Raw genomic sequence first — 15746 nt, 5'->3', positions numbered from 1 at the left:
AAAACAGTAATGCAGCTGAAAATTATTTTCTTCCGGGTACGACTTTGACCCAATATCGGGTGTGGCGCTCGAGCCTGACAGGCAGGGCTTCCGTCATCGCCGCCAGCGCCAGATCGGAGTTGTCCAGGGAGAATGTACCGGACAGCAGCAGCCCGGCCACCTCCGGATCGTGGTGCAGCCATCCGGCGCGGTAACGGCCCAGTTCTTCCAGGAAGGTGTCCAGGCGCATGCGGCGCGCGACCAGAATGCCATCGCGCCAGGATGATTGTTCCGGCAGCGTGGCCGCGATTGCCAGGATGCCGGCCTGGTTGAAACGCACGGATTCTCCGGCCTGTACGATCCGTGCCTGCCAGTCGGTATCGGGGTGCAGGGCGACGGCATGCTCATAGACCGACAGCGAGGTTTCCTGGTCGTACTGGCGCACCTGGAAACGGGTGCCCATGGCCTGCATGTTGCCATCGCGGTTGCGTACGAAGAACGGCGGCAGGGGCACGGCGGCGTCATGTCCGCCTGTCGTCACGAAGATTTCACCCTGGATCAGGCTCAGCAAGCGCTGGCCGTCAGCCTGCCGGAAGTTGAAGGCGGTATTGGTATTCATATCGACCACCGTGCCGTCTTCCAGGCGGATCTGCTGCCGTTCGCCGATGGCGGTCTGGTAATCGGCTATCCGGCTTTGCCAAGCCTGGGTGCGGCTGCCTTGCAGCAATACCAGGCCGGCGCTACAGGCACCCAGCGCCAGCAAGGCGCGGCGGCGTCCGTGTCCGTTGCGTTCAAGGGCGGCATGGGCCAGGCGCGAGGGCAGGCGCATGACTTGGCCGTCTATGGCTTCAAGCCTGGCCCATGCTTCCGCGTGTTCAGGGGACGTATCCAGCCAGCGCTGCCACGCCTTCAGGTCGGCGTCACCGGCACGGCCGGATTGCAGCCGGATGCGCCATTCAATGGCTTGTGTCACGGTTTCCTGGGAAGGGGCCCGAACGGGCCGCGCGGCATCCATGGATTCAGTGCGCGTCGTCATAGAGGGCACGGTAGCAGGCCTGCAGGGCCTGGGCCAGGTACTTTTGCACGGAGCTCATGGAAACGCCCAGCTGGCTGGCGATGCTTTCATAGGAGCAGCCGTCCAGGCGGGACATCAGGAATGCCTGGCGTACCCGGCGCGGCAGGCCGTCGAGCATGCGATCCACGGCCTGCAGGGTTTCGAGGATCAATGCCTGTTCTTCGAGCGAGGGCAGCTCGGGCTCAGGCAGATCGGCCAGACCGTCCAGGAATGCCTGTTCCAAGGCGCGGCGACGGAAGTGGTCTGCGACCAGTCCTTTGCCGATGGTGGTCAGCAATGCGCGTGGCTGTGACAAGTCGAAGCGATGGCGTCCGGCGAGGATGCGTACAAAAGCGTCGTGCGCGAGATCCTCGGCATCATGCTTGCTGGACAAGCGCCGGGCAAACCAGCCGCGCAGCCAGCCCAGATGATCCTGGTACAGGTTGTCGATGGTATCGGAGGGGGCGGAAGGGCCCGGGGGCTGCTGCGCACTGAAGCTGGATGTCATGACAGGCGGGAGCGTGGCCAGGGATCGGCTGGCAATAAGTTCGAGAATCGTTCTCGATATTATTGCGCAGTTTTGCCCTGAGCGGCTTGTTACCGGCCAGATTGCACCATTTCAGACAGACTTGTTCTTTCAGGCTGCCGGGCGGGTGCCCGGGCGCCGAAAAAAGGGGAGCTACAGCGCGGCAGCGCTGCGTCAGGGCATCAGTTCGCCGCTGTTCTCTTTGCTGGGTTTGGCGATGAAACGGCCAAGCAACAGGCCGACTTCATAGAGCAGGCACAGCGGCACGGCCAGCATGAACTGGCTGACGACATCCGGCGGCGTGACGACGGCGGCGATGATGAAGGCGCCGACGATGACATAGCCCCGTGCCTGCTTGAGCTTGTCGAGCGTGGTCAGGCCCGTGCGCAACAGCAGCACGACGGCTACCGGCACTTCGAACGTAATGCCGAAGGCCAGGAACATGGTCATGACAAAGCCGACATAGGCTTCGATATCGGGGGCTGGCGTGATGGATTGCGGCGCGAACGAGGCAATGAACTGGAATACCGTTTTGAAAACGACGAAGTAGCAGAACGCCATGCCGGCCAGGAACAGCAGCGTGCTGGAGATGATCAGCGGCAAGGCCAGGCGTTTTTCATGGCGGTACAGCCCAGGCGCGACGAAAGCCCAGGCCTGGTAGAGCACCACGGGCAGCGCGATGACCAGCGCCAGCAGCATCGTGACCTTGACCGGCACCATGAACGGCGTGATGACGCCTGTGGCGATCATGCGCGTGCCTTGCGGCAGGGCGTCGAGCATGGGCTGCGCCAGAATGTCATAGATGGCGGAAGCCCCCGGCCACATGAACAGGACGATGAAGCAGGCCAGCACAGCGCCGCCGGCCTTCATCAGGCGCGAACGCAGTTCAACCAGGTGGGAAATGAAGCTGTCTTGCTGCAGGTGTTCTTCCGTCACGACGCGGTACCGGAGGGTGATGAGGGAGGCGTGGCAGAGGGGGCAGCCGGTTTGTCATCGGGTGACGGCGCGGTGGCATCCTTCGGGGGCTGCGTGTCAGGCGCCGGGTGGGCAGTCGGTGGCGCATCCGTGCCAATTTCACCGTTGTGGCTGCTTGCGCTGTTTTTGCCGCTGGCGCCGCTTGTGCTGTCTGTGGTTGCGACAACTGGCGCGGCCGGGCCCTGCAGCGCCGTTTCCGGCGCGGAAGGCGGCTCCTGCTGCGGCATGGCGGTGGCCGTGCTTGCCAGCTTCGAGACTTCGTCCTGGAACTGATCCAACGGCTGCCGTATGCTGCTTTCGGCTTCGCGCAGCGAGGTTTTCAGGCTGCTGGCGGCCTCGTCCATCTGGGCCTTGAACTTCTTCAGTTCATCCAGCTCCATCTCGCGCTGAATGTCCGATTTGACGTCACTGACGTAACGCTGGGCACGACCAAGCAGATGGCCGACGGTACGCGCCACCTTGGGCAGTCGTTCCGGGCCGATCACGACCAGCGCGACGGCACCGATGACCAGCAGTTCTGTGAAGCTGATATCGAACATTGAACGTCAGGCGATAGAGGTTGTCAGGTGTGGCCGGCAGTCAGCGAGTCAGGCGCTCACTTGTCGCCGGACTTTTCGCGTGCCTGGACGTCGATGGTGTCGCCCTGGCTGACGCGCGGGGTGGGAGCGTCGATTTTCTCGTCGGTCTCCGAGGAGGCTTCCTTCATGCCATCCTTGAAACCTTTGACAGCACCACCCAGATCCTGGCCCATATTGCGCAGTTTCTTGGTGCCGAAGACCAAGGCGACGATCAAGAGGACGATCAACCAATGCCAGATACTGAAGCTACCCATGTGGATTCTCCGTGCGGGTCAGATGGATGGGCGCGCTAAACGCAGCCCAGGTATTACGAGTTCGAAGGCCACCATTCTACCCAACTGGATGACAGCATTATGACTCAAGGGGCCGGCGCGCCTTTTCTTCCAGGCCGGACAGGCCTTCGCGGCGGGCCAGTTCGGCAAGCACATCTTCCGGACGCTTGCCATAATATGTTAGCGCTACGAGGCTGTGATACCAAAGGTCGGCGGTTTCATTGACCAGTTTTTCGGCATCGTTGTCCTTGGCCGCCATGACGACTTCCGTGGCTTCTTCGCCGATTTTTTTCAGGAAGGCATCCGGGCCCTTGTGCAGCAGCTTGGCCGTATAGGAGCTGGCCGGGTCGCCGCCATGGGCAGGCAACCGGCTTTCCAGGGTGTCGGCCAGGCGGCGCAGGATTTCGGATGCGGTGTTCATGAGTGGTAAATGTCGTCGGGGTTTTTCAGCACGGGGTCGGTGGTGACCCAGCGTGCCTGATCGTCCTGGCCTTCCAGGCGTTGGTAGAAACAGCTTTCCCGGCCCGTGTGGCAGGCAATGCCGCCATGCTGCTCGACTTGCAGCAGGATGACATCGTTGTCGCAATCCAGCCGGATTTCCTGCACATGCTGCGTGTGCCCGGAGGATTCGCCCTTGCGCCAGAGCTTGCCGCGCGAACGCGACCAATATACCGCGATGCCAGTGGCGACGGTTTCGCGCAGGGAGGTTTCGTTCATCCAGGCGAACATCAGGATGCGGCCGGTGGCGGCGTCCTGGGCAATGGCCGGGATCAGGCCATTTTCGTCGAAGGACACCTGGGCCAGCCAGGCAGGTTGGGATGGGCTCATGCGCGGGTCTCCAGGCGGACGGGAATGCCGCGTTCAGCCAGGTAGGCCTTGGCTTCGCCCACCGTGTGCTGGCCGTAGTGGAAAATGCTGGCCGCGAGCACGGCGCTGGCGCCGCCTTCGGTGAGGCCATCCGCCAGATCCTGCAGGCCGCCCACGCCGCCTGAGGCAATAACGGGTACCGGCACGGCGTCCGAAACAGCGCGCGTCAGGGCCAGGTCGAAACCGGAGCGGGTGCCGTCGCGATCCATGCTGGTCAGCAGGATTTCTCCGGCGCCGTAGCTGGCCATGCGGCGGGCCCATTCCACGACATCCAGGCCGGTGGCCTTGCGGCCGCCGTGGCTATAGACCTCCCAGCGCGGCGTGCCATCTGCGGCATCAGGGGCGCGGCGGGCGTCGATGGCGACGACGATGCACTGTGAGCCATGGTAATTGGCGGCGTCGCGTACCAGTTCAGGGTTGCTGATGGCAGCGCTGTTGATCGACACCTTGTCGGCGCCGGCATTGAGCAGGCGCTGGATATCGGCGACGACGCGCACCCCGCCGCCGACAGTCAGCGGAATGAAAACCTGCGAGGCGACCTGTTCGATGATGGGCAGGATCAGGTCGCGGCCATCGCTGGTGGCGGTGATGTCGAGGAAGGTCAGTTCGTCGGCGCCCTGGGTGTCATAGCGGCGGGCGATTTCGACGGGGTCGCCGGCATCGACCAGATTGACGAAATTGACGCCCTTGACCACCCGGCCTGCGGTGACATCCAGGCAGGGAATGATGCGTCGCGTCAGGCCACTGGTGGCGTTGCTGGCGTTGTCGGTGCTCATGGCTGCAGTTCGTCTGCAAGATCCTGGGCAGCGGCGAAGTCCAGGGTGCCTTCGTAGATGCTGCGGCCCAGGATGACGCCGGAAACGCCTTCCTGTTCGACCGCGCACAGCGCTTCGATGTCGCGCAGGTCGGTCACGCCACCGGAGGCGATGACAGGGATGCGCACGCTGTTGGCCAGACGTACCGTTGCTTCGATGTTCACGCCAGACAGCATGCCATCGCGGCCGATATCGGTGTAAATAATGGCTTCGCAGCCATAATCCTCGAACTTGCGTGCAAGATCGACGACGTTCTGGCCGGTTAGCTTGCTCCAGCCATCAGTGGCAACCTTGCCGTCCTTGGCGTCCAGGCCGACGATCACGCTGCCGGGGAAGGCGCTGCAGGCATCTTGCAGGAAGCCGGGATTCTTGACGGCAGCGGTACCGATGATGACGTAGCGGATACCGAAATCCAGGTAGCGTTCGATGGTATCCAGGTCGCGGATGCCGCCACCGATCTGGACAGGGATGTCGTTGCCGACGGCTTCCACGATGGCGCGGATGGATGCTTCATTGCGCGGCTTGCCGGCAACGGCGCCATTCAGATCGACCAGATGCAGGCGGCGTGCGCCGAGATCCAGCCAATGCTGTGCCTGGGCGGCGGGTTCCGTGGAGAAGACGGTGGCGTCATCGAGATCGCCTTGGCGCAAGCGCACGCATTGCCCGTCTTTGAGGTCGATGGCGGGGATCAGCAGCATGATGTCAGAGGTAATGTAGGGAAGTGTGAAGGGGGCGAGCCACGCACCCGTCTTGGTTCAAGGTTTCCAGTCTACAAAATTGCGGTAAAGACGCAAGCCTGGCGCCGCGCTTTTTTCTGGATGGAACTGTACTGCAAACAGATTTTCACGAGCCACGGCGCAGGTAAAGCGCAGACCGTAGGCGCTGCTGCCCGCAATCAGTGCGGGATCGGCAGGGACGGCGTAGTAGCTGTGCACAAAATAGAAAGCGGTCTCGTCGGCAATGCCGTTCCACAGCGGATGGGGGCGTTCCTGGCGTACCGGGTTCCAGCCCATGTGCGGCACTTTCAGTGCATCCCGGGCCTGCGGCGTTGCCGTCTGCTCGTCCAGGGGGGCGGCGAAGCCCGGACCCTGGAAGCGTTTGACCTCGCCGGGCAGCAGGCCCAGGCACGGCGTATTGCCTTCTGCGCTGTGCTCGAACAGCATTTGCTCGCCCACGCAGACACCCAGCAGCGGCTTGTTGCGCGCTGCGCGCAGGACGGCTTCGAGCAGGCCCGAATGTTCCAGCGTGCGCATGCAATCCGGCATGGCGCCCTGGCCTGGGAAAACGATACGGTCAGCCGCGTCGATGGCGGCGGCCTGGTTGCAGATACGGATATCCGCATCGGGTGCGGCGTGGCGCAAGGCGCGGGCAACGGAATGGAAGTTGCCCATGCCGTAATCAACGATGGCGATCGTATTCACGAGTCAGTTGGCCGGTTGAAGGTGGATATGTCCGGCGCCGTCAGGGGCGGCGCCGTGTCTTACAGAACACCCTTGGTCGAGGGAATGACGCCAGCGCTGCGTTCGTCGGCCTCGAGGGCCATACGCAGCGCGCGTCCACAGGCTTTGAAGACGGTTTCACACTGGTGGTGAGCGTTTTCGCCGCGCAGGTTGTCGATGTGCAGCGTAATGCCGGCATGGTTGACCAGCCCCTGGAAGAACTCACGCGCCAGATCAACATCGAAATTGCCGATGCGGGCGCGGGTATAGGGGACATGATAGAAAAGCCCGGGACGCCCGGAGAAATCGACAACGACGCGCGACAGTGCTTCATCCAGCGGAACATAGGCGTGGCCGTAGCGGCGTATGCCTTTCTTGTCGCCCACGGCTTGCGCGAAGGCCTGGCCCAGCGTGATGCCGACATCTTCCACCGTATGGTGGTCGTCGATGTGCAGGTCGCCGTCGGCCTTGATATCGAGGTCGATCAGGCCGTGGCGGACGATCTGGTCCAGCATGTGGTCGAAGAAGGGAACACCGGTATCGAGCTTGCCCTTGCCGGTGCCGTCGAGGTTGACGGCCACACGGATGCGGGTTTCATTGGTGTTGCGGGTAATTTCGGCGGTACGCATGGCACTCGTGCTGGACAGAAGCGGGAAATCAGGAAGAACTGGAGCCAGGCTCCAGGCGATAGCGGGCACTGCCGGCGTGGGCGGGCAGGCCTTCGCCGTCCGCCAGGCTGGCGGCCAGCGGCCCCAGGGTCTGGGCGCCGGCATGGGAAACCTGGATGATGCTGGAGCGCTTCTGGAAGTCATAGACTCCCAGCGGCGACGAGAAACGGGCCGTGCGCGAGGTGGGCAGCACGTGGTTGGGGCCGGCACAGTAGTCGCCCAGCGACTCGGAGCTGTAGCGTCCCAGGAACATGGCGCCCGCGTGACGGATGCGGTCTGCCCAGAACTCGGGGTTCTCGGTCGAGATTTCCAGGTGTTCGGCGGCGATATCGTTGGCGATCTCACAGGCCTGTTCCATATCCTGCACCAGCACCAGCGCGCCACGGCCGGACAGGCTCTTGCGGATGATGTCGGCGCGCGGCATGGTCGGCAGCAGGCGCTCGATAGCGGCAGCGACTTCGTCCAGGTAGGCGGCGTGTGGGCACAACAGGATGGCTTGCGCCAGTTCGTCGTGCTCGGCTTGCGAAAACAGATCCATGGCGATCCAGTCTGCAGGCGTGGTGCCGTCACAGATGATCAGGATTTCGCTGGGGCCCGCGATCATGTCGATGCCGACCGTGCCAAAGACACGGCGCTTGGCTGCGGCGACATAGGCGTTGCCCGGCCCGGTGATCTTGTCCACCGGGGAGATGCTGTCGGTGCCGTAGGCCAGGGCTGCGACGGCTTGCGCACCGCCGATGGCCCAGACGCGATCGACATCGGCGATAGCCGCTGCCGCCAGCACCAGCGGGTTGCGCAGGCCGTCAGGTGTCGGGGTGACGATGACGAGATCCGGCACGCCGGCAACCTTGGCCGGGATGGCATTCATCAGCACCGAGGAAGGATAGGCGGCCTTGCCACCGGGCACATACAGGCCGACGCGATCCAGCGGCGTGATTTTCTGGCCCAGGCGGGTGCCATCGGCTTCGGTATAGGACCAGCTTTCGCCGCGCTGCCGTTCATGATAGACGCGGATACGCTCCGCCGCGGCTTCCAGCGAGTTGCGCTGTTCGCGTGGCAGGCCGTCGCGCGCGGCCAGCAGGTCGGCGCGGGGGATTTCCAGGGCTGCGACGCTGTCGGCCTGGACGCGGTCGAAGCGGCGGGTGTATTCCAGCAGTGCGGCATCACCGCGCAGACGCACATCTTCCAGGATATCCCGGGTCGTGTTTTCGATGGCGGCATCCTGGGATGCCTCGAAAGCGAGCAGCGTACGCAGGCGGCTCCGGAAATCCGGAGAGCGGTAGTCTAGGCGATTGATCACGGTATCGGACACAGCGGTAGGCGAACATCAACCGCTAGAGTATAAGCCGCAGCGGCTGGCGCTGCGGCGCTTGAAGGCAAGTTGTGCGTTTATTTTGCTTCAAAGACAGGCTGGGGCGTGCCTTTGAAGTCCAGCCAGCGTTTGTTGGCGTAGTCGTACAGCTTGCAATGGCGGGCGCACTTGAAGTACCAGCGCCAGGAGAAGTACTGGATCACGATGCGGCCGGGCAGCATCTCTTCCAGGCGCTTCTGTGCTTCGGGCAGCCGGTACAGCGGAATGCTCATGTCCACGTGGTGCGCGGTGTGCACCATGATGTTATGCAGCAGACGGCGGCCGAAATACTTGAAGGTCAGGTGGACGGTGGTGGAAACGAAGGGCTGCGAGGCGGCCCATTCTTCCTTGTTTTCGTACCACTCGATTTCCGGGTGGGTGTGCTGGATGTAGATCACCATGCCGATCATGCCGTTCCAGAAGATGAACGGGACGACAAAGCCGGCGAACAGCGTCAGCCAGACGGATTGCTGCGTGGCGATGGCAGCCCAGACCAGCGCGCCGATCCAGAGGAAGCCGGCCACCGTTACCAGGATGCCATCCAGGATGAACACGCGGCGACGCGTCGGCATTTCCTTTTTGCTGGGGAAATACATGCGGCGCCACCAGGTTTCCACCAGGTAATAGAGCCAGGGGCACCAGCCGCTGCGGTAGAGGCGCTCCAGGATGCGCTGGCCGCGGCTCATGGCCTGGTATTCCTCTATCGTTTTGGGGCACCAGACGAAGTCGAAGCCCTTGAGGTTTGAATAGCCATGGTGCACGACGTTATGGCCGACATCCCACAGGCTGTAGGGTGTCAGCGACGGCAGGAACAGCAGGCGGCCCAACCAGCGGTTCAGGCGGCGGTGGTCGGTGAAGGATTGGTGGCAGGCGTCATGCCCCAGGATGAACAGGCGGCCGATGATGAAGCCGGTCACCATGCCCATCACGATCTTCAGGATGGGGTTTTCGAACCAGACCGTGGCGGCGATTGCCAGGCCATAGATGATGAATTCGAAGAGGGTAAGAAACAGTGCAAAGGCGGTAGAGCGCTTGGCGAAGGGCGTAGTCCAGCTACGAATGATCTTGCGGTGCGGGAGCGGTTCGTCGGGCGCCAGGGGCGTCGTGTTTGTTGCGGTCACAGGCTGCTTGCAGAAAAAAAAGAAACAGGCAGAAGACCTGGAATGCGCGATGGCGCCGCGCCGATACTGGGCGCGCCTGTCTCCTGGACGGATGCCGGCCATGTGGCACATGACTTGCGTAGCCATATGACAGGATAAGATAACAGTCGTAAATGACCGTTACATGTCACCCTTGGGGTGGCCGGCAACGGGCCCCATTGTACGCTGTCCGCCTATTTCCTGTCGAAAAGCTGAAAGCTGGTATGGTATTCCACGGTACCGCTGCGTTCCCAGCAACGGTGCCGTGGTGTGTCATTCAGGCCGGCAGGCTGGCTTGCGCGAAGGCATCCAGCAAGGGTTGCAGGCGGGCGCCACGGGTTTTGAGCGAGGCGCGGTTGACGATCAGGCGCGAGGAAATCGGCATGACATCTTCCACGGCGACCAGATTATTGGCGCGCAAGGTGCCACCGGTGGACACCAGATCGACGATGGCATCAGCCAGCCCGACCAGCGGCGCCAGTTCCATCGAACCGTAGAGTTTGATGATATCGACGTGCATGCCTTTGGCGGCGAAGTGTTCGCGCGCTGCTTGCACGTATTTGGTGGCCACGCGCAGGCGGGCGCCGGGGTGGATGGCGGCGCCGTAGTCAAAGCCCTGGCGGACGGCCACGCTGAGTTTGCAGCGGGCAATGTTCAGGTCGATGGGCTGGTACAGGCCACCGCCTTCGTCGTGGGCATTGTGCTCGTAAAGCACATCTTTGCCGGCAATGCCGAAATCGGCGGCGCCGTACTGAACGTAGGTGGGGACATCGGAGGCGCGCACGATCAGCAGGCGCAGGCCGGGGTCGCTGGTCGGCAGGATGAGCTTGCGGGACTTTTCAGGGTCTTCCGTGACTTCCACGCCCGCAGCTGCCAGCAGAGGCAGCGTTTCCTCGAAGATGCGTCCTTTGGACAACGCCAGTGTCAGGGTGTCGCTGGACGGGGTGGCTGCTGCCTGGGTCATGCTGCTTCCTTGCTGCTGATGCGTTTGATATTGGCGCCCAGCATACTCAGTTTTCGTTCCATTTTCTCGTAGCCGCGATCCAGATGGTAGATGCGATCGACGACGGTGTCGCCTTCTGCCGCCAGGCCGGCAATGACCAGGCCGGCCGAGGCGCGCAGATCCGTGGCCATGACATTGGCGCCCGACAGGCGCTCGACACCCTGCACCACGGCCGTGTGGCCGTCGATGTCGATGTTCGCGCCCAGGCGGCACAGTTCCTGCACGTGCATGTAGCGGTTTTCGAAAATGGTTTCGACGATGACAGCCGTGCCATTGGCGACGGTGTTGAGCGCCATGATCTGTGCCTGCATGTCGGTGGCGAAGCCTGGATATTCCAGGGTGCGCACGCTGACGGCGTTGGGGCGCTGGTTCATGCGGGCGCGGATCCAGTCGGGGCCGGTCTCCAGCGCCAGGCCGGCTTCGGTCAGCTTGTCCAGGGTGGCTCCCATGGCGTCGGCGGCGGTACCGCGCAGCAGGACGTCACCGCCGGTCGCGGCGACGGCGCACAGGAAACTGCCCGCCTCGATGCGATCCGGGGAGATGCTGTGAGTGGCGCCGTGCAGCTTTTCCACGCCTTCAATGACGATGCGATCCGTGCCGTGGCCACTGATGCGGGCCCCCATCTTGATCAGCAATTCCGCCAGATCGACGATTTCCGGTTCGCGGGCGGCATTTTCCAGGACGGTGCGGCCTTCAGCCAGCACGGCGGCCATCAGCAGGTTTTCCGTGCCGGTGACCGTGACCATGTCGGTACGGACCGTCGTGCCTTTCAGGCGCGCGGCGCGGGCCACCACGAAACCTTTTTCGATGCTGATGTCCGCGCCCAGCGCGGCCAGCCCTTTGATATGCTGATCCACCGGCCGCTGGCCGATGGCGCAGCCGCCAGGCAGGCTCACGCGCGCTTCGCCGAAACGCGTCAGCAGCGGTCCGAGCACCAGGATGGAGGCGCGCATGGTCTTGACCAGCTCATACGGGGCTTCCAGGCTGGTGATTTCGCCGGCGTTCAGCGTGACGGTGCTGGCGGCCGGGTCGTGCGTGGTGCGCACGCCCAACTGGTTGAGCAGTTTCAGCGTGGTGCTGATGTCATTGAGCGCGGGTACATTGTGCAGCGTGAGCGTATCGGCGGTCAGCAGGCTGGCGCAGAGGATGGGCAGCGCGGCGTTTTTGGCGCCGGAAATGGTGATTTCGCCCTGCAGCCTGGCGCCGCCGGTGATTCGGAGTTTGTCCATGTCAGTTCGCCTGGCGGGATGCGTATTCCTGGGGGGTAAGCGTACTCATCGACAGCGCGTGGATTTCGGCGTGCATGCGCGTCCCCAGCGCCGCATAGACGAGCTGGTGGCGGGCGATCAGGCGCTTGCCTGCGAAGGCTTCGCTGACGATGACGGCATCGAAGTGCGAACCATCGCCGCTGACTTCGATGTGAGTACAGGACAGTCCGTCGGCAATGTATTGCCGGACCTGTTCCGGGGTAGGCAGGGACATGATCATGACCTCAATTTGTAGCCGCGTGCCAGCAGCCACTGCGCGTAGAGCGCCAAAACGATGAAAACGCCGCCGACGACGGCCAGGCTGTGCCAGGGCGAGGCATCAGACAGCGAGAAAAATCCGTAGCGGAAGCCGTCGATCGCATAGAACACCGGGTTCCAGTGCGATACCTGCTGCCAGAACGCCGGCAGGGAGTGTATGGAGTAAAACACGCCGGACAGAAAGGTGGCCGGCAGGATCAGGAAGTTCTGGAAGGCGGCCAGCTGGTCGAATTTTTCCGACCAGAGACCGGCGATGATGCCGAGCACCCCCATGATGCCGCAGGCCAGGATGGCAAAGACCAGCACCCAGAGCGGCTGCTGAACCTGCAGGCCGGCGATGGCCGCAGCGACCAGGCCGACACACAGGCCGACCAGCAGGCCACGGGCAATGGCGGCCAGGAGATAGGCCCAGAAAATTTCCCGATGCGAAATCGGCGGCAGCAGCATGAACACCAGGTTGCCGGTGATGCGGCTCTGGATCAGCGACGAGGACGGGTTGGCAAAGGCATTCTGCAGCATGCTCATCATCATCAGCCCCGGCACCAGGAAGGTGGTGTACGGGACTTCGCCATAGACATGCACGCGGTTTTGCAATACCTGGGCAAAGACGACCAGATACAGCAGCGCGGTCAGCACCGGCGCGGCGATGGTCTGGAACCCGACTTTGACGAAGCGCATGACTTCCTTGCGCAGCAAGGTCGGAAACCCGGAGCCGGCAGGTTGCGGAAGAACGATTTTCTGGGTGGTCATATGGCAATGCGGGGAGCCAGGGGCTCTTCAAGCTGCATGATGCGCACGAAGGCGTCTTCAAGATCGGTGCCGCCGGCGCGGGCCAGCAGGGCTTCGGTCGTGTCCAGGGCCATCAGCCGGCCACGCCGCATCATGGCGATGCGGCCGCAGAGCTCCTGGGCTTCTTCCAGGTAGTGCGTGGTCAGCAGGATCGTATGGCCTTCGCGGTTCAGCCGTGAAATGAATTCCCACAGCGTACGGCGCAGATCCACATCGACGCCGGCAGTCGGTTCGTCCAGGATGATGACAGGCGGCCGGTGTACCAGGGCTTGAGCGACCAGGACGCGGCGCTTCATGCCGCCCGAGAGGGCGCGCATATTGCTGTCGGCCTTGTCGGTCAGACCCAGATTGAACAGGATTTCGTCGATCCAGTCGTCATTGTTGCGCAGTCCGAAATAGCCGGACTGGATGCGCAGGGTCTGGCGTACCGTGAAAAACGGGTCATAAACCAGCTCCTGCGGCACGACGCCCAGTGCGCGGCGTGCCTGCTGATACTGGGTGCGGACATCGTAGCCACAGATCGACGCACTGCCGCTGCTTGCATAGCTCAAGCCGGCGAGTATGGAGATCAACGTGGTTTTGCCGGCGCCGTTTGGTCCAAGCAGGCCGAAGAATTCCCCATGCTCGATGCGCAGGCTGATGTCGTTCAGCGCGGGGAAGCCGGGACGGGCCTCGCGTTTGCGGAACCAATCACGCCAGGTGCTTTCGCGTGGCGGGTAAATCTTGGAAACGTGGTCGATCAGAACGGCGGACATGGATAGGATCAGGACTCCGGCGAGGTGTTGCGTTGTTGCAGGGCCTGGATCAGGCCGTCCATGCCGCTCTTGGAAATTTCCTGGGCGAACTGGTTGCGGTAGTTTTCGATCAGCCAGATGCCTTCGACATTGAGGTCATAAATGATCCAGCCTTCGGGCGTGCGGTTCAGGCGGTAATCGACCTGCACCGGCTCGGCGCCACGATGCGGGATGATGCGCGAACGGACCACCACATCATTTTTGCTGGCGTCGCCGCGGAACGGCATCATGGTGATTTGGGTGGAGTTATCAACCTGGCTGAGCGCGCCGCTGTAGGTACGCGTCAGGGTGCCGCGGAACGCATCGGCCAGTGCATTGCGCTGCTCGGGCGTGGCGTCGCGCCAGTATTTGCCGGCCGCCAGGCGCGTGGTGCGCTGGAAGTCCACATAGGGCAGGACATAGAGATCGACGATACGGTTGACGGCGCCGATATTGCCGCGCAGCGCGTCCTGATCCTGCTTGAGGACGTCCAGCGCCTGAACGGCAACCTGTTCGACGAACTCATTGGGTGCGGCCTGGCGATTGATCTCTGCAGAGGCGGTGGCGGCAACGCCCAACAGCAGCGTGCAGGCCAGCGCGAGGCGCTGGACCAGGGCCGCTGCGCGTCGGCCCAGCATGGCGGCGGGTGCCGTATGGCGGATGGCAGTCAGTGTCATGGCGGTTACCTATTGAAGCAGGGTCAGGGGGTGGTATCGACGAGGGCTTCTTCGCCCGGGTCGTCATAATCCGGCAGTTCGTCGTCGTAGTTCGGCAGGTCGTCGTCTTCGCTGGCGCCGAAGGGGCGTTGCTTTTGACGCAGCAGCGCGTTGCGGTTCTGGAAGTAGGCGTCGCGTACAAAGGAGTACGGATCCAGCGCAGTGGCCTGCACGGTACGCGTGGCATCCAGCAGCGAAGCGCGGGTATCCAGTCCTTCCAGGCCCCAGGCGATATTGCGCATGCGGACATTATCGACTGCCGTGGCGATATCGAGCTTGGCAACGGCGCGCACGGCCATGCCGGTGCCGTCGCGCAGCGAGCTCGGCCCGAAGATGGGCAGCACGATGTACGGGCCATGGCCCAGGCCCCAGACGCCCAGCGTGGTGCCGAAGTCGTTACGGATACGATAGGCGCCGTTGGCGGTGGCCACATCGAAACAGCCGCCCACGCCGACGGTGGTATTGAACATCACACGGCCCAGCGTGTTGATGAAATCGTGGCCGCGGCCCTGGGCCAGGCTGTTTATCGCGGACCAGACATCGCCGATGTTATTGAAAATATTGCCGATACAGCTGCGTACCGGGCTGGGCGTGATGGTGGTATAGAGTGTGGCCAGCGGTTCCAGGATCACGGTATCGACCGCATCATTGAACTGATAGACGCCACGATTGAAGCCTTCAAAGGGGTCGCGCGGGTCGGGGTTGGTGACTGTTGCGCAACCGGCCAGCGCCAGGCTGGAGGCAAGCAGGGTCGGACGCAGCCAGTGGCGGCCAGTGCGTTGAGACGTGTTCATTGTTCGCTGCCTTGCTTGTCTGCAGTGTTGTACAGGAATTTGCTGATCAGGTTTTCCAGCACGACGGCGCTCTGGGTGAACATGATTTCGCCGCCATCGGGGATATCTTCCGTATCGCCGCCGGCTTCCAGGCCGATGTACTGCTCACCCAGCAGGCCGGAAGTCAGGATCTTCGCAGAGGAGTCCAGCGGAAAGCGGAACGCTTCCTGCATGTCCATGGTGACCACGGCTTCGTAGGTTTTCGGGTTCAGGTGGATGTTGTTCACGCGGCCCACGACCACGCCGGCGCTTTTGATGGGGGCGCGCGGTTTGAGGCCACCGATATTATCGAAATTGGCCGTGATTTCGTAGGTGGGCTTGAACGAGAAAGTGCTCAGGTTGCCGGCACGCAGGGCGAGAAAGGCCAGGGCAAGAATGCCCAGCAGCACAAACAGGCCGACCCAGAAATCATTTTTTTCTTGCGACATGACGGAATCCGTATC

Annotated in this window: 21 protein-coding genes; all 21 read right to left on the bottom strand. The window is 62.8% G+C overall.

What is annotated here, in order from left to right; translation table 11 throughout:
• Positions 1–22: 22 nt before the first annotated feature.
• A complete protein-coding gene (locus ACNA1V_RS05690) occupies positions 23–952 on the bottom strand; it encodes a FecR domain-containing protein (RefSeq protein ID WP_415832617.1) in 930 nt (309 codons plus the stop codon).
• A 46-nt stretch (positions 953–998) separates the two neighbouring features.
• Positions 999–1541, bottom strand: coding sequence for a sigma-70 family RNA polymerase sigma factor (locus ACNA1V_RS05685; RefSeq protein WP_415832616.1), 543 nt, complete (start codon positions 1539–1541; stop codon positions 999–1001).
• 192 nt (positions 1542–1733) lie between these two features.
• Positions 1734–2495: a twin-arginine translocase subunit TatC gene (gene tatC / locus ACNA1V_RS05680; protein ID WP_415832615.1), complete on the bottom strand. Its 762-nt coding sequence runs from the start codon at positions 2493–2495 to the stop codon at positions 1734–1736.
• Positions 2492–3073 carry a Sec-independent protein translocase protein TatB gene (tatB, locus tag ACNA1V_RS05675; protein ID WP_415832614.1) on the bottom strand — a complete coding sequence of 194 codons (582 nt, stop codon included), beginning with the start codon at positions 3071–3073 and terminating at the stop codon, positions 2492–2494. The genes tatC and tatB overlap by 4 nt, the downstream gene beginning before the upstream one ends.
• A gap of 56 nt (positions 3074–3129) precedes the next feature.
• A complete protein-coding gene (gene tatA / locus ACNA1V_RS05670; protein ID WP_415832613.1) occupies positions 3130–3366 on the bottom strand; it encodes a Sec-independent protein translocase subunit TatA in 237 nt (78 codons plus the stop codon).
• A 97-nt stretch (positions 3367–3463) separates the two neighbouring features.
• Entirely contained in the window at positions 3464–3805 is a 342-nt protein-coding gene (locus tag ACNA1V_RS05665; protein WP_415832612.1) for a phosphoribosyl-ATP diphosphatase, read from the bottom strand.
• A complete protein-coding gene (gene hisI, locus ACNA1V_RS05660; RefSeq protein WP_415832611.1) occupies positions 3802–4212 on the bottom strand; it encodes a phosphoribosyl-AMP cyclohydrolase in 411 nt (136 codons plus the stop codon). The genes ACNA1V_RS05665 and hisI overlap by 4 nt, the downstream gene beginning before the upstream one ends.
• Positions 4209–5027, bottom strand: coding sequence for an imidazole glycerol phosphate synthase subunit HisF (gene hisF, locus ACNA1V_RS05655; protein ID WP_415832610.1), 819 nt, complete (start codon positions 5025–5027; stop codon positions 4209–4211). Before hisF ends, hisI begins: the two co-directional genes overlap by 4 nt.
• Positions 5024–5764 (bottom strand): 1-(5-phosphoribosyl)-5-[(5-phosphoribosylamino)methylideneamino]imidazole-4-carboxamide isomerase, encoded by a 741-nt coding sequence (gene hisA / locus ACNA1V_RS05650; RefSeq protein WP_415832608.1) that lies wholly within the window; start codon positions 5762–5764, stop codon positions 5024–5026. Before hisA ends, hisF begins: the two co-directional genes overlap by 4 nt.
• 57 nt (positions 5765–5821) lie before the next feature.
• Positions 5822–6487 carry an imidazole glycerol phosphate synthase subunit HisH gene (gene hisH, locus ACNA1V_RS05645; RefSeq protein ID WP_415832606.1) on the bottom strand — a complete coding sequence of 222 codons (666 nt, stop codon included), beginning with the start codon at positions 6485–6487 and terminating at the stop codon, positions 5822–5824.
• Positions 6488–6546: 59 nt separating this feature from the next.
• Positions 6547–7134 (bottom strand): imidazoleglycerol-phosphate dehydratase HisB, encoded by a 588-nt coding sequence (hisB, locus tag ACNA1V_RS05640; RefSeq protein ID WP_415832605.1) that lies wholly within the window; start codon positions 7132–7134, stop codon positions 6547–6549.
• Between the two features lie 28 nt (positions 7135–7162).
• Positions 7163–8485 carry a histidinol dehydrogenase gene (hisD, locus tag ACNA1V_RS05635; RefSeq protein WP_415832604.1) on the bottom strand — a complete coding sequence of 441 codons (1323 nt, stop codon included), beginning with the start codon at positions 8483–8485 and terminating at the stop codon, positions 7163–7165.
• Between the two features lie 77 nt (positions 8486–8562).
• The gene (locus ACNA1V_RS05630; RefSeq protein WP_415832603.1) at positions 8563–9645 is read right to left on the bottom strand and encodes a fatty acid desaturase; all 1083 of its coding nucleotides are present in this window, start codon (positions 9643–9645) and stop codon (positions 8563–8565) included.
• Positions 9646–9940: 295 nt separating this feature from the next.
• Entirely contained in the window at positions 9941–10627 is a 687-nt protein-coding gene (gene hisG, locus ACNA1V_RS05625; RefSeq protein ID WP_415832602.1) for an ATP phosphoribosyltransferase, read from the bottom strand.
• Entirely contained in the window at positions 10624–11895 is a 1272-nt protein-coding gene (gene murA / locus ACNA1V_RS05620) for a UDP-N-acetylglucosamine 1-carboxyvinyltransferase (protein ID WP_415832601.1), read from the bottom strand. Before murA ends, hisG begins: the two co-directional genes overlap by 4 nt.
• 1 nt (position 11896) lies before the next feature.
• Complete coding sequence (locus ACNA1V_RS05615) at positions 11897–12148, bottom strand: BolA family protein (RefSeq protein ID WP_462937398.1); 252 nt, start codon at positions 12146–12148, stop codon at positions 11897–11899.
• A 2-nt stretch (positions 12149–12150) separates the two neighbouring features.
• Complete coding sequence (locus ACNA1V_RS05610) at positions 12151–12942, bottom strand: ABC transporter permease (protein ID WP_415832599.1); 792 nt, start codon at positions 12940–12942, stop codon at positions 12151–12153.
• Positions 12939–13736, bottom strand: a complete 798-nt coding sequence (locus tag ACNA1V_RS05605) for an ABC transporter ATP-binding protein (protein ID WP_415832598.1) — start codon at positions 13734–13736, stop codon at positions 12939–12941. The genes ACNA1V_RS05610 and ACNA1V_RS05605 overlap by 4 nt, the downstream gene beginning before the upstream one ends.
• A gap of 8 nt (positions 13737–13744) precedes the next feature.
• Entirely contained in the window at positions 13745–14431 is a 687-nt protein-coding gene (locus ACNA1V_RS05600; protein ID WP_415832597.1) for an MlaC/ttg2D family ABC transporter substrate-binding protein, read from the bottom strand.
• 23 nt (positions 14432–14454) lie between these two features.
• Positions 14455–15264, bottom strand: coding sequence for an MlaA family lipoprotein (locus ACNA1V_RS05595; RefSeq protein WP_415832596.1), 810 nt, complete (start codon positions 15262–15264; stop codon positions 14455–14457).
• Positions 15261–15731, bottom strand: a complete 471-nt coding sequence (gene mlaD / locus ACNA1V_RS05590; protein WP_415832595.1) for an outer membrane lipid asymmetry maintenance protein MlaD — start codon at positions 15729–15731, stop codon at positions 15261–15263. Before mlaD ends, ACNA1V_RS05595 begins: the two co-directional genes overlap by 4 nt.
• Positions 15732–15746: the final 15 nt, after the last annotated feature.

It is taken from the genome of Kerstersia similis (genome assembly GCF_965139615.1).
Lineage (GTDB): Bacteria > Pseudomonadota > Gammaproteobacteria > Burkholderiales > Burkholderiaceae_B > Kerstersia > Kerstersia similis.
This window is presented reverse-complemented; position numbering and strand designations above follow the sequence as displayed.